This window comes from Nocardia sp. GTS18, from assembly GCF_013839555.1.
GTDB classification, from domain to species: Bacteria; Actinomycetota; Actinomycetes; order Mycobacteriales; family Mycobacteriaceae; genus Nocardia; species Nocardia rosealba.
The window spans coordinates 1-12437 of the sequence record NZ_JACBIU010000021.1; the positions used below are offsets into that span (position 1 = coordinate 1).

The 12437-nt window shown below is 66.8% G+C and carries 16 protein-coding genes and 1 tRNA gene; 10 read left to right on the forward strand and 7 right to left on the reverse strand.

Going from position 1 to position 12437, the window contains the following annotated elements; all coding sequences use genetic code 11:
* The first annotated feature begins 127 nt into the window (after positions 1-127).
* A tRNA-Asn gene (locus HYG95_RS17085) sits at positions 128-200 on the forward strand.
* A 93-nt stretch (positions 201-293) separates the two neighbouring features.
* On the opposite strand, the gene HYG95_RS17090 is transcribed toward HYG95_RS17085, so the two are convergent.
* Together HYG95_RS17090 and HYG95_RS17095 are read right to left on the reverse strand one after the other, a co-directional pair.
* On the reverse strand, positions 294-1493 hold the full coding sequence (locus HYG95_RS17090) for a tyrosine-type recombinase/integrase (RefSeq protein ID WP_181698932.1): 1200 nt from the start codon (positions 1491-1493) through the stop codon (positions 294-296).
* On the reverse strand, positions 1486-2079 hold the full coding sequence (locus tag HYG95_RS17095) for a helix-turn-helix domain-containing protein (RefSeq protein WP_181698933.1): 594 nt from the start codon (positions 2077-2079) through the stop codon (positions 1486-1488). The genes HYG95_RS17090 and HYG95_RS17095 overlap by 8 nt, the downstream gene beginning before the upstream one ends.
* A gap of 101 nt (positions 2080-2180) precedes the next feature.
* On the opposite strand from HYG95_RS17095, the gene HYG95_RS17100 reads away from it, so the two are divergent.
* From HYG95_RS17100 to HYG95_RS17130, 7 genes are all read left to right on the forward strand, one after another.
* Positions 2181-2369 (forward strand): helix-turn-helix domain-containing protein, encoded by a 189-nt coding sequence (locus HYG95_RS17100; protein WP_181698934.1) that lies wholly within the window; start codon positions 2181-2183, stop codon positions 2367-2369.
* 95 nt (positions 2370-2464) lie between these two features.
* Positions 2465-2881, forward strand: a complete 417-nt coding sequence (locus HYG95_RS17105) for a hypothetical protein (protein WP_181698935.1) — start codon at positions 2465-2467, stop codon at positions 2879-2881.
* On the forward strand, positions 2878-3231 hold the full coding sequence (locus HYG95_RS17110; RefSeq protein WP_181698936.1) for a hypothetical protein: 354 nt from the start codon (positions 2878-2880) through the stop codon (positions 3229-3231). Before HYG95_RS17105 ends, HYG95_RS17110 begins: the two co-directional genes overlap by 4 nt.
* Before the next feature lie 272 nt (positions 3232-3503).
* Positions 3504-4496: an AAA family ATPase gene (locus HYG95_RS17115; protein WP_181698937.1), complete on the forward strand. Its 993-nt coding sequence runs from the start codon at positions 3504-3506 to the stop codon at positions 4494-4496.
* A complete protein-coding gene (locus HYG95_RS17120; RefSeq protein WP_181698938.1) occupies positions 4493-4783 on the forward strand; it encodes a WhiB family transcriptional regulator in 291 nt (96 codons plus the stop codon). Before HYG95_RS17115 ends, HYG95_RS17120 begins: the two co-directional genes overlap by 4 nt.
* A 219-nt stretch (positions 4784-5002) precedes the next feature.
* Positions 5003-5239 (forward strand): hypothetical protein, encoded by a 237-nt coding sequence (locus HYG95_RS17125; protein WP_181698939.1) that lies wholly within the window; start codon positions 5003-5005, stop codon positions 5237-5239.
* 178 nt (positions 5240-5417) lie between these two features.
* Positions 5418-7169, forward strand: coding sequence for an HK97 family phage prohead protease (locus tag HYG95_RS17130; protein WP_181698940.1), 1752 nt, complete (start codon positions 5418-5420; stop codon positions 7167-7169).
* Between the two features lie 31 nt (positions 7170-7200).
* Here the strand turns inward: HYG95_RS17130 and HYG95_RS17135 are convergent, their stop codons facing one another.
* Together HYG95_RS17135 and HYG95_RS17140 are read right to left on the reverse strand one after the other, a co-directional pair.
* Positions 7201-7344, reverse strand: a complete 144-nt coding sequence (locus HYG95_RS17135; protein ID WP_181698941.1) for a hypothetical protein — start codon at positions 7342-7344, stop codon at positions 7201-7203.
* Between the two features lie 23 nt (positions 7345-7367).
* Positions 7368-7616, reverse strand: a complete 249-nt coding sequence (locus HYG95_RS17140) for a hypothetical protein (RefSeq protein ID WP_181698942.1) — start codon at positions 7614-7616, stop codon at positions 7368-7370.
* Positions 7617-7683: 67 nt separating this feature from the next.
* Here HYG95_RS17140 and HYG95_RS17145 point away from each other — a divergent pair, with 67 nt between their 5' ends.
* The gene (locus HYG95_RS17145) at positions 7684-9006 is read left to right on the forward strand and encodes a helix-turn-helix domain-containing protein (RefSeq protein ID WP_181698943.1); all 1323 of its coding nucleotides are present in this window, start codon (positions 7684-7686) and stop codon (positions 9004-9006) included.
* Between the two features lie 282 nt (positions 9007-9288).
* Here HYG95_RS17145 and HYG95_RS17150 read toward each other — a convergent pair whose 3' ends face one another.
* The 3 genes from HYG95_RS17150 to HYG95_RS17160 form a co-directional block, all read right to left on the reverse strand.
* Positions 9289-10503, reverse strand: coding sequence for a site-specific integrase (locus tag HYG95_RS17150; RefSeq protein WP_181698944.1), 1215 nt, complete (start codon positions 10501-10503; stop codon positions 9289-9291).
* A gap of 134 nt (positions 10504-10637) precedes the next feature.
* Complete coding sequence (locus HYG95_RS17155) at positions 10638-10853, reverse strand: helix-turn-helix domain-containing protein (protein WP_181698945.1); 216 nt, start codon at positions 10851-10853, stop codon at positions 10638-10640.
* Between the two features lie 465 nt (positions 10854-11318).
* Complete coding sequence (locus HYG95_RS17160; RefSeq protein ID WP_181698946.1) at positions 11319-11669, reverse strand: Lsr2 family protein; 351 nt, start codon at positions 11667-11669, stop codon at positions 11319-11321.
* 191 nt (positions 11670-11860) lie between these two features.
* Here HYG95_RS17160 and HYG95_RS17165 point away from each other — a divergent pair, with 191 nt between their 5' ends.
* Positions 11861-12436 (forward strand): TetR/AcrR family transcriptional regulator, encoded by a 576-nt coding sequence (locus HYG95_RS17165; RefSeq protein WP_181698947.1) that lies wholly within the window; start codon positions 11861-11863, stop codon positions 12434-12436.
* Position 12437 lies beyond the last annotated feature (1 nt).

Genomic DNA, 12437 nt, shown 5'->3' on the forward strand with positions numbered 1-12437 from the left:
GCCCCACCCCCCAACCGCCCCACATGTCCGCAGGTAGCAGCCCGATTTGGGAACCCACGACCCCATACGCTAAAGTTTCATCTCGTTCAGCCAGCCAAGCTGACCCGAGCCCAACAGCTCAGGATATTCCCCTATAGCTCAATTGGCAGAGCAGCCGACTGTTAATCGGCAGGTTTCTGGTTCGAGTCCAGATGGGGGAGCACGAAAACAACCCCCTACCAGCGCAAGCCGGTAGGGGGTTGACCTTTTCTAGGGTATGTGCGTGCCGATTTCCCCGGATTTTCCCCTGATTTTCAATCCCGTACTTTCCCGGATGCGAACCGGTCGAGCGCCGCGCGCACGTCCGGGCCAACCGTCCGGCGCTCGACGTAGTGCTGTTCGGTAGTCGACTGCCGAGCGTGCGAGAGCTGATGCTGTGCGGCGGCTAGACCGAGTTCGGCATCGACGACCGTGCCGACTGTTCGCCGGAATGCGTACGGCGTGACCCAGCTCAGTTCCTCGGGCAGTGCGGCCCGCAGCGCGCGCCGGAGATTCGCGAGACTCACCCATCCGCCGTCGCGGTTGGCGAACACCTGGCCGTACTCGCCCGCTTGGCCGACCATCTCGGTAAGGGCCGCGACAGCCTGCGCGGGCAGGATGAGCGTGTGGGGAGGCGCGCCGCCCTTGCGCTTGTCCTGGCGATGCACGGGCAGGGGATTGCCCTCGGCGTCCTCCTCCTGGCCGTGGTCGATGACCGTCCCGGTGAGCGTCAACGTCGGTGGGTCGCTGAGTAGGTCGACCTCGTGCCAGTAGACCGCGAGCAGTTCGTTCGGACGGCAACCGGTCGCGCCGAGCACATCGACGACGACGGGCAGCAACCGGCCGGGCTTCGGTCCGTTTCGCCGAGGGCGGCCGCAGTACTCCCGGACCGCCGCGCGAATCGCCTTGTACTCGGCGGGGGTTGCCGCGCGTGCCTCGGACTTCGTGACCTGTACGGTTGCCGTCTCCCGAATCGGGTTCACCTTCAGCACGTCGTAGCGCACCGCCAAGGCGAACATGCCGACGAGGATGGTTCGCAGCTGCTTTCCGGCCGACGCGCTGCGCTCGGTAATCTGCTTGAGGTGAGCCTCGGCGCGACTCGTTGGGAACTCCCGGACCCGTAGCGCGCCAATCTGCTTGTCGGCGTTGCGTTTCCAGCCACGTCGGTACTGCGTTGCCGACTGTCCCATGATCTTGGTCTTGGTGGTGAGCCAGACCTCGAACAGCTCAGACAAGGTTGTCTTATCGGTGACGAGCGCTGTAGCTGGCACCGGGGTAGGGCGAGATTGCAACTCTCGCAACACTTTTCGACGAGCATCCTCCCAACTCTTAGAGCTGGACTTCTCGACCTCGCGGCGCCGTCCGTCGAGGTCGCGCACGTAACAGTGCGCGATATGTAGCCCCTCCTGTCCCTTGCGCGGTTTCTTCGGTTTGATCTCGCCCCACTCGCCGGGCGCCATGCGCTGTCTAGGCATCGTCGACCACACCACCGGCCGCAAGTACCTTGTCGCGCGCCTGTGCAAGGTTCGCCTGTATGCGTGAAAGATCTTGCCGCAGAGCCTCTTCCGAGGTGTCGTCGTAGGGGTGCATCTCTGGATTGTCCAGTCGCGAATGAGCAGCGGCGAACGCCTGGAGGGCATTCGCGTACGTTCGGGTCGCCTGCGCCAGCTCGGGCACGGTTACCGGGATCGACTTCTTTCGAACGCCGACGCTCATCCGTTCCCCGGCGAACCACAGCATCGCATCTGAGCTCGGCACCTCAACGCCGGGCAGGATTTCGACCGGCCCCGTAGGCATTGCCGGAAAGATCAGCTCGACAGGGGGAACGCCGAGCGCTGCTGCAAGCACAACGAGCTCGGACACGTCCAACTTTCCTGAGCGACTTCCGTTCTCAATTTTGGTGATGGCCGTGCGATGGATCGGGTATCCGAGGTCTCTCGTGCGCTCGGCAAGTTTGGCCGCCGTGAGGTCGAGCCGCTCCCGAGCTTCTGCGACGGCTTTGCCGATTCGCTTCGCGGTGGCGATCTGCCAGTCCTTCGCAGGTTCGTCAATGTGTGGCATTGCGACATGATTGCACACGTCTCTGCACATCTGCTAGTGTCCGCAAGTGTCCGTGCGGTAATACCGCAACAAATGTCGCATCTCGGAACATTGGAGAAAGAATGTCCGCCCAGCAGAAGCGCATGTACCCGATTCCGGCCGCCGCCGAGCTGCTCGGGGTGAGTCGGGCGACGCTGTACGTCCTCATTCGGGATGGCGCGGTGAGGTCCGTCAAGGTCGGCGGGCGTCGCCTGATTTCTTCCGACGCCATCGCCGAGTTCGTCGAGCGCGTCGACCAGGGCGCCGCGTGATGTCGGCAACCGCCTGCCAGCACGAGAGCGGCCCGGGAGCGGGTGCAACCGCTCACCGGGCCAGTGAACCCCAACCCTTGCGAAAGAAGGAATTCATGTCCGAGTCTATCCGCCGCACAGCGAGCGGGCCCGCGCTCGTCTACGCCTTCCGCGCGCTGGGGTTGATCCTCGCCGCGGTGGTCGACGAGTCCGGCCGCACGCTCGACGAGATCGCGCAGATTCTCGGCGTCGACGCCGGGCGGTTGCGTGCCGGTATCGCGGACCCGTACCGGATGCCCGCCGCGTACTTGATGCTGCTCTCGCGCATGGCCGATGTCGACGTGTCGACGTGGTGGGCCGAAGCGCAGGACGGCGCACGGTTCATCGCCGCGCAGGTGCGCGACGGCGTTGCCTGCCATCGGTGCGGCCGTGCGTTCCGGGTCGGGTCGACCTCGAGGCCGGACGGCTTTGGCGTGCACGGGCAGCTGTTCCGCTGCTCTGGTGGATTCGGGTGCACGGAGTCGAACCGGTGACCGCGCAGCAGGCCGCCGCGGGCTCGGGGCGGTTCACCGCCCCGGCGCGGGCTCGGCGTCGAGCTCGCCGCCGCGCGAGTGCCGAGCTGGATTGGCGCCTGGCCGCCGAGTACGGCGAGGGGCGGGTGTACGCGCCCGGCGAGTATTACCCGGCCGCAGCGCCGCGGATGCTTGACGCGATCGACGCCGAACATGTTGCGCTGGAACGTATTCGGAACTTCGCGGCCGGTGTCGCGTGGGCGGTTGATCGGGGGGATTCGTTGGCCGAGGTGCGCGCCCGGATCGAGCGGGCCGCGGCCGTGGTTCTGGGGTGCGCGTTGGTCCCCATCGACAGAAGGGATACCGCGTGAAGCCGTTCCTATCGCCGACGGCGTTGGAGATTCGCCAGCAGTTGAACGGGAGCGCTCAGGACCACTCTCAGGACCAGCCGGGCGCCGGTGGTCCTGGTCCTGAGCCCCTAGGGGGTGAGGACCAGGGACCACGGACCCGGAAACGCCCGCGAGCTGCGAAAACAACGCCGAAACGTGGTCCTGGCACCCCAGAGCCCGAGGACGGTTCGCAGGACCGCGCCGAACAGTGGTCCGGGACCACTCAGGACCGTTCTCAGGACCACGCCGAACAGGTGGACTACGGCCGGTATTTCGACGTGGCCGCGCTGCTCGCCGGTGGCCTGCCGGAACCACCCGCCCCGACCTACGGGATTCGCGACGATCAACGCGCGCTGTTCTACGCCGGTGAGGTCAACCTCGTATTCGGTGACCCGGAATCGGGCAAGACGTGGCTTGCGCTCGTCGCCGCGCGGGAACTGCTCGGCGAACACGGCGACGGCCGGGTGTTGGTGATCGACCTCGACCACAACGGGCCCGCGCCCACGGTCGGCCGCCTGCTCGCACTCGGTGCCGACGTGGCCGCACTCAGCAACCCTGAGCGGTTTCTCTACGTCGAGCCCGAGGACCGGCTACACCTGGCCGCCATCGTCGCCGACATGCGAACCTGGGCGCCGGGCGTGGTCGTGCTCGACTCACTCGGCGAACTGCTACCGCTGTTCGGTTCGTCGTCGAACTCCGCCGACGAGTACACCAACGCGCACCGGTCGGTGCTCAAGCCACTTGCGAAGTCCGGCGCCGCGGTGCTGGTCATCGACCATCTCGCCAAGGGCACCGAGTCGCGCACGCTCGGGCCGGGCGGTACCGCGGCCAAGCGGCGAACCATCGGCGGTGTCTCGCTGCGCGTCACGATCAACGAACCGTTCGCCCCCGGCAAGGGCGGCTCGGCATGGCTCACGGTGAACAAGGACAGGCACGGCGGCCTACGCCAGCACTGCCCCGGCTCGGGCAAGGAACCGGCGGCCGGGCTGCTGCGCCTCGATCCACACGCCGCCGTCGACGGGCTGCTCGAGCCGGTCATCCGTGCGCCGACCAAGGACGACAAGGCGCCGACGAGCTGGGGAATCAGCGTCACGGACTCGGCGCGCGTGGCCGACGACGTGGCCGCGCTCGATGCTCTCGACCCGCCGCCGAAGTCCAAGCGTGACGTACAGGACCGGATGGGATGGGGCAGCGACCGGGCGAACTCGGCACTACGGACGTGGCGCGAGGAACGGGGCGAGTCGTGAGCTGGCCGAAGGTGCGCGAGCTCGCCGCCGACCTCGCCGACGAGCGGCTCGTCGGGGCCGCGTGCGCGGGCCGGGCACCGCTGTTCGATGCCGAGGTGTCCGGCGAGGACGACGACGACCGGCGATACCGACTCGACGCCGCGGCGCGGGTCTGCGAATCCTGTCCGGTGCTCGCCGAGTGCAACGGCGTCGCCCGTGAGCTGGGCCGCCTCGCCGCCGGCGTGTGGGCCGGGCGAGGCCGGCACCTGCCCGCACCCGTCGGCCGGCCACGGGACGGCGCAGCGTGACCGGGGTAGGGGGGTGCAAATCTCTGGCACCCGCACGACGGACACCGGGGGTGCAGCTCTCTTTTTCCGCGCTCAACAAATGGACCTAGGGGGGTACCTCGCGCCGGGAATTTCCTACCCATCCTGAGCAGGGAAAACGGCGGCTAACCGCCCGGTGTCCGGCCGTTCGGCGTTAGCGAATATCACCCCCTCGCCCCACCAAACAAGGAGGAACCCGGGATGAACCCAACCGATCAACGCCGCGCCGCCGCTCTGATGGTCGCCTGCTTCGACGGCGACGAGAACGGCATGAACCGCGTTCTCGACGAGGCCGCCGCGGCCCCCGGTGGTATTCAGGGCGTCATGGCCGCGTTGGCCGCGTGGCTCATGCAATGCCTGATCGTCACGACCGGCGGCGAAGCGCAGGCGCGGCGCGTGCTCGAGGGCACGCTTCTCGACGCCAGCCTCGCCGAATAGTCCCTACCGCCTGTTATCTTCGTTGGTGGAGCGTCGCCACTGACGCGGCCGGTCAGCCCAGCGGGCGACCCGCCAGCGTCACCGCGAACATTCCGCCGGAGTCCCGCTAGCGCAGCGCGCGGCCAGTGACCGCGGATTCTCTGTCTCCGATTCTGTCGACCCCGGGGAGGGGTAATTCATGCACCGAAAAACAGTGCCTCTCGCAGGCATCAAGACCGCTGGCCTCGCCGACGGCGAGTTCATCGGATACGCGAGCGTGTTCGGCAATGTCGACGCACACGGCGACATCGTGCAGCGCGGCGCGTTCTCCAAAGCGCTCAGCTCCGGCGCCACGGTTCCCCTGATCTGGGAGCACAAGGCCGACGACCCCCGCAACTTCGTCGGCGAGGTAGTCACCGCCGAGGAAACCGCCGAGGGATTGCAGATCAAGGGCCGGTTCGACCTCGAATCCGACTTCGGCGCCGCGGCCTACCGGCAAGTCAAGGGCCGCCGGGTCAACGGGTTGTCGATCGGCTACTACGTGCGCCGTGCCGAAAAGTCCGCGGCGGGCGCGAATCTGTTGCTCGACGTCGACCTCGTCGAGGTCTCCGTCGTTGCCCGCGGCGCGAACGACCGGGCGTTGATCGGCGCCGTCAAGACCGCCGCCGACCGCTCGACTACCGGGTTCCGGGCTGCGCTGGCTCGCGACGCCCTCACTCGCTACCACACCGAAACCAAAGGAAATGTCATGTACGGCAATCGAATTCAGACCTTGACCAAGGAACGCGACGCCCACCTCGCCACCGCGAAGAGCATCCTCGACGCCGCCGACAGCGACGGGCGCGAACTGACCGCCGACGAGGTTCAGCGGGTCGAGCATGCGACCGCGCAGGCGAAAGCGCTCGACGAGCCGATCCAGAACGCGCAGCGAGACGCCGAGGTGTACAACACCGCGAAGTCGCTCGCCGCCGAGATCGGCGAACCGCTCAACGGGCGCGACGAGCGTCCGGCCGACGGTACCGGCGCACACCTGGCGCTCACCGGTGCCGCGGCGAAGACCCTCGCGCGCCGCATCGCAACCCAGATGACACCGCAGGACGCGAAGGGGCGTAAGGCGCTGCTGCCCAGCGGTTCGACGGTGACCGATGTTCCGATGGTCGCCGAATCGCCGTTCGCGCTGGGCCGGGTCGCGCTGTCGGTGCTCGACGTGCTCACGGTCACGGCGCAGTCGCCGAAGTACAGCTACCTGCGGCAGACCCTGCGCACCAACAACGCCGCCCCGGTCGCCGACGGCGCGACCAAGCCGACTTCGGTGCTCGGTCTGATCGAGGTCGAGGCTGCGTTGCACGTCATCGCGCACATGTCCGAGCCGATCCCGAAGTACTGGCTCGCCGACGCCGCGGGGCTCGAGCGGTTCGTCGCCGACGAACTGCTCTACGGGCTGCGGCAGGCACTCGAGGCGCAGGTGCTCAACGGCGACGGCACCGGCGAGAACCTGACCGGCATCGCCAACGTCACCGGGATTCAGACGCAGGCGTTCGCGACCGATCTGCTTACCACCACCCGCGCCGCAATCACCAAGGTCGAGGTGCAGGGCCACACGCCGGGCACGTTCGTCCTGTCGCCCGCCGATTGGGAAAAGCTCGAGCTCGCCCGCACCGACACGGCCGGACAGCTCGAGCTCGGCGGACCGATCGACCGCGCCGCCCGCAAGCTGTGGGGCGTGCCGGTCACGCTCTCGCTCGGATTGCCTGCCAGCACTGGCCTACTGCTCGACCTGTCGGCCGCCGACATCTCGACCGATCACGCCGGGATCGAAACCATCTGGCAGGACAGCCACGCCGACGACTTCGCCAAGAACCAGCTTCGCGCCCGCGTCGAAGGCCGGTTCGAGGTCAACGTCACGAATCCGCTCGGCGTGGTGAAGATCGCCACCGTCGCCACCCCGTAGGCGCACGGTGCACGATGAGGGCGACGGGTATCTACTCGTCGCCCTCGTCGTCTGTCTGCACGGCCGCAAGCGCGGCCTCGACATCGGCGTGCAGTTCGGCCAGCTCGCGCGTCAATGGGTCGCCGACCACGCCGTCGGCGTACACCGGTCGCCACTGTCCCGCGCTATCCACCATCCACCCCACGCGATGCCACGCGCTCACATCGACCCGTTGGCCGGTCGCGGCACGATGCGCCCAGCGTCGACGAGTACGTTCCACGCCGCCGCCTTGCGCGGGCACTGCCAGCGCTCACACGCCCGGTGCGTCTGCAACACCGTGTGCGCCTGCTCGGGCGTCGGGAGTTCGGGCGGTGCGCTGTGATCGAGCACCGGCGACGGCCGCCCGTCCTGCTCCGCCTCGCTCGCCAACCGCGCGATGATGTCCCACACGGTCGGCTGTTCCGGCACAGATGATTTCGGCCCCCACATGGCGCGCCCTCTCTGTCGAGTTGAGGTGCCCCGCCGCCGGGGATTCATGGTCGACCCGGCGGCGCGGCCTACGCACAGATTCGCGCGGGCGTGGCGCCGGGAGTGCCAGTCGAGTAACAGAACTCAGGTGAGCGGGAGTGAGTCTGTACGCTCGGGCGTGAACCAACGTGAACTCCCCAGCTACGGAGGTCCCGCGGTGACTACGACCGGTGACCGTATCGCCAGCCTGCGCAAGCTCGCCGGGCTGAAACAGATTCAGCTCGCGCAGCGCGCCAAGTACAGCCTGTCCATGGTGCGCGCCGTCGAGCAGAACCGCGAACCGGCCTCGCCGGGATTCGTAGCCGCGGTCGCGTCGGCGCTCGGTGTCGAGCCCGAGCACCTGACCGGCGCGCCGTTCTATGAACTCATCGAGGAAGACGGGCCGCTCGACGGCATCGCCGAACTACGCGCTGTCATCGCCGAAGGGCCGTATGTGCGCGCCGTCGAGCCGCCGTCGCTCGCCGAGTTGGCCGCCGAAATGGCCGCGATCGACCTCGCGTACCGCAACGACAAGGGCCGCGTCGCGCTCGCCCGAATCCCGGTGCTGATTCGCCAGCTGTACGGCGCGCTGCACGCCGCCACCGACGCCGACCGCGGCAAGGTGTTCTCGCTGCTGTGCGCGGCCCATGTGACCGCCGAGCGACTGTGCCGCCGGTTCGGGTTCACCACCCTTGCGCCGTCCGTGCTCGATCGCCTCGAATGGGCCGCCACTGGCGCCGACGACCCGCTCTATGCCGCGCAAGCGAAGATCAAGCGCGCGCGAATCCTCATGTACCACAACGCAAATGACGTTGGCCTACAGCTCGTCGACCAAGGGCTCGACATGATCGAGGGCGACACCGAAGCGGCGAACGCCGTCCGCGGCTACGGGCACCTGTGCGGCGCGATCGTGGCAGCCCGCGGCATCCGCCCCGACACCGCGGCCGACCACATCGAGGCCGCCCGCGCCCTGGCGCCGAAGATGCCGCACGAGTCCGACCTGTACGGCACGCTGTTCGGGCCTGGCAACGTCGGCATTCACGCCGCGGCCGTCGCGCTCGAGGCGGGCGACCCGGACCGCGCCGCCCGGGAAGGCTCGGCGCTCGTGCTGCCGCCGGAGATCGCCCCGCCGCGCGCCGGGCATCACTGGCAGGACGTAGCGCGGGCGTGGGTGCTCGTCGGCCAACCTGACAAGGCGCTGCGGGCGCTCGGTGCCGCTCGAGCGGTCGCACCACAACAGACCCGCTTGCACCCGTCCGTGCGCGAAACGCTGTACGCCGTCGCGTCGGCCGAGCGGCGCCGGACGGATAGCCTGTCCAACTTCGCATCCTGGGTCGGCGTCTCGCTGTAGCGGGCCGCGACCGAATCGACTCCCGTACTTTCCCCGGATAAACACACCCGGATTCGCGTGGATTCGCATGGACACTCGCGACGAGGCGAATCACGAAAGTTGTTGTGGCACTGGACAACTTAGGACGAATGCGGACGATCGTCCGCGCGGGAAGTGTCCGAAAATTCACCGGCAGGTTTCTGGTTCGAGTCCAGATGGGGGAGCACCTACCAGGGCAAACGTCATCGTTTGACCCTGGTTTTCTGCTTTTCGGGGTCATCATGACACGGAAACGTCACACTTTCAGCGTTTCAGCTGCTCCAAAGTCTCCGTGAAGTCGGGTGCCTGAGTCGGTTGATCGATGTAGTGGCGGCGGGTCACCGCGTCGCCTGAGTGGCCGAGCTGGCGGGCCGCGTCCTCGGGGCTGTGTGCGGCTGCGATCATCGTGGCAACAGTCTTACGGAAGGTCTTGGCGGTGATCCAGGCGAACTTCTCGCCCCGGGCCTGCTTCCACAAGCGGTTGAAGTTGTGCGGGTCCCAGATGCCACCGTCGCGGTTGGGAAACACCAAGTCGAGATCGTTGGGAACTGCTTCGGATCGAACACGGCGCAGGGTGTCCACGACGAACGGCGGGATCAAGACGGTCCTATAGCCCGAGTCGGTTTTGGTACGCGGTTGGCGGATCAGACCCTTGCCTTTGAGACGAACGATAGTGCCGGCGAAAGTGATTCGCGGGGGCTGTGAGTCAAGGTCGACGTCGGACCAGCGGAGCGCCAGGGTCTCCCCTGGACGTGGACCGGTTCCGAGTTCGACGTCGATGACATCGAGGACTCTTTGATTGCGCTTGGGGCCGTACGTGTAGCCCGCTGATCCGTCGAGCGGAGCGCCATTGACCCAGTCGGTGAGTTGGGCCCGCAGTTGGGCGAGGGTCGCCATGTCGGCAGAACGGGGCTTGGTGTGTTTTCGCGGCAGGTCGGCGACTTCGCGGACGGGGTTGCGGTCGATCGCGGCGTGCCGGACTGCCATCCCCATCATTTCTGACAGGATGACTCGCTGCCGACGCGCCTTCTCGCGGTGGCCGTTGAGCGCGATGCGCTTGATATGGGCGTCCAGGCGCGAGGTCGAGGCTTCCCAGATACGCAGGCCACCGAGCGCTGATTTGATCTTGATGGCGTCGGGTTTGGCGCGTTTGTCGGTCGAGACATCGATTTCTCGACGGTAGAGATCCAGGGTCTGGGGCGTAACACCCTCTTGAAGTGCCTTCTCTGCGAGCCAGAGGTCGGCGAGTTCGCTGAGCTTCGTTTCGCGGGTGATCAGCGTGCCGCGCGCTCCGGTGCGTTCTGCCAGTGCGCGGCGAAGCGCATCCTCGGCGAGGCCTTTCGTTGGGCCGAAACGGTGCACAAGACGAGTTGCCCCGTCCTCGTCGCGGTAGCGGGTCGCTGACCGCCAGCTGCCATTGGATTGCCGCTTGGAGCTGATCTTGCCGTATGTGCCGATCGGCAGGGCGTGGCGAGGCATCGGTAACAAGACCTCCTTTCTGAGGCGTGGGACAAGGAGAGGGTTGACCGATCGCCCGTGGCAGCGACACCGACTGGGCATGCGTCACCCACGGACAGGCGCAACCGAGAGTGGTCGAACGGTGGTCCGTGCGGTCAGTGGCCGACGGCGGGCGGTGACTCGGGACGGTTAGCGTCGAGCTGCGCCTGCTCCCATCGCTGGACATCACGCAGTAGGTAGCGGCGGTACCGGCCGATCTTGGCGAATCGTGGTCCGCGGTGGGCGGATGCCCACGTAGCCAATGTCTTTGGCGGGATCTTCAGTCTCGCGGCGACTTCGTCGGTGGTCAGCCAGACCTCTTCGCCGGTCATTGGATCGCACCTCGCGCCTGTCCGATCGGAATGGCGCGGTGCAGCCGGGACCGCTTCGGGGTCTCAGGTGGGTAGCCCGCACAACACAGGCGGCGGGTGGAATCGAAAGAGTTTTTCTGTTGATCGTTGTGCATTATTTAGCCTTAAGTAGGCCCGATCAGCGACTCTTCCCCCTTCATGAAACCTCAAAAGACGAGCTTTCGCCACTAGAATGCCCTGGCGTAGACTCACGTATCGGCACGTCGGATCGAAAACTGTTAGCGTGCAACCACTTTCAGCAGCCGCGCTGAAACGGAATTATCCGCCATCCCTCACGGAACGGATGCATCCAGCCGCGCGAAGTCCGAGCCGCGCCGTGGATGACCTCCCGGACGGACCATGCTCAGCAAGTTTTGCTTTCAGCCTGGGCCGGGAAGACGGCGGAAGACGCCGCGTCAGACGCGCGTCGACCGACGATTGCCTGGCCTACTTGGACGCTGCGTCGTAGGCGGCGATGAGATCTGCGGAAACCCGGCCCCGGTCGGACACGGTGTGGCCGTTCTTGCGTGCCCAATCCCGGATCGCGGCCAGGTCGTTGCGACGACTGGAGGCGGCTGCGGTGCCGGGTGTCGAAGCCCGGCCGGCGGAGGTTTTGATGCGTCCAACGCGGCGGGCGTACGGCAGCCACTGGTCGAAGGTTTCCCGCAGCTTGGTTGCGTTGGTGCTCGACAGGTCGATTTCGTAAGCTGCGCCGTCGAGTTCGAAGTTGACGGTTTCCTCGGCGGAGGAGGTGCCGTCGAAGTCGTCGATGAGGGTGACGACCACTTTGCGCGCCATGGCTTTGCGTCCTGTTCGTTGTATTCGGAAACCTGTCAGCGATCGTAAGTGGCGCTGAAAGAGTGGGTGACAGCGGAGCCGCTGGATGGTGGTGAGGGGCCCTGCCGACAGAGGTACTTAACGCTGTACCACTTGGTGGGGGCATCAGGCGGTGGCACGGAGTGCGTCGGGGCCCGTGAAATACTGCGGTCGTGCCCAAGCTGTGGAATGACACCATCACCGCGCATCGTCAAGCTGTGCGGGACGCCTTGCTGGACACGACGGCCTCGCTGGTCGCGGAGAACGGTCTTGCCTCGGTCACCATGACTCAGATCGCGGAGCAGGCGGGTATCGGGCGGGCCACGCTGTACAAGTACTTCCCCGATGTGGAGTCGATCATGCGGGCCTGGCATGAGCGTCGTGTCGGTGGGCACCTGCAGCAGTTGGCCGAGATCGTCGAGCGGGGTGGCGGCGTCGAGCAGCGGCTGGAGAAGGTGCTCAGCACTTACGCGATGATCGATCACGAGCATCACGCCGGCGAATTGGTCGCGGTGCTGCATCACGGTGGCCACGCCGGTCATGCCCAAGCGCATCTGCATCAGCTGGTGCGGGAGTTGTTGGTGGAAGGTGTCGACGCGGGCGTGGTGCGCGGGGACGTTCCTGCCGACGAACTCGCGCGGTACTGCTTGTCAGCGTTATCGGCCGCGAGCAGTTTGCGGTCCAAGGCAGCGGTGCGCCGCCTGATCACGGTCACTATGTCCGGTCTACGAGCACAGACCGAGGGGTAGA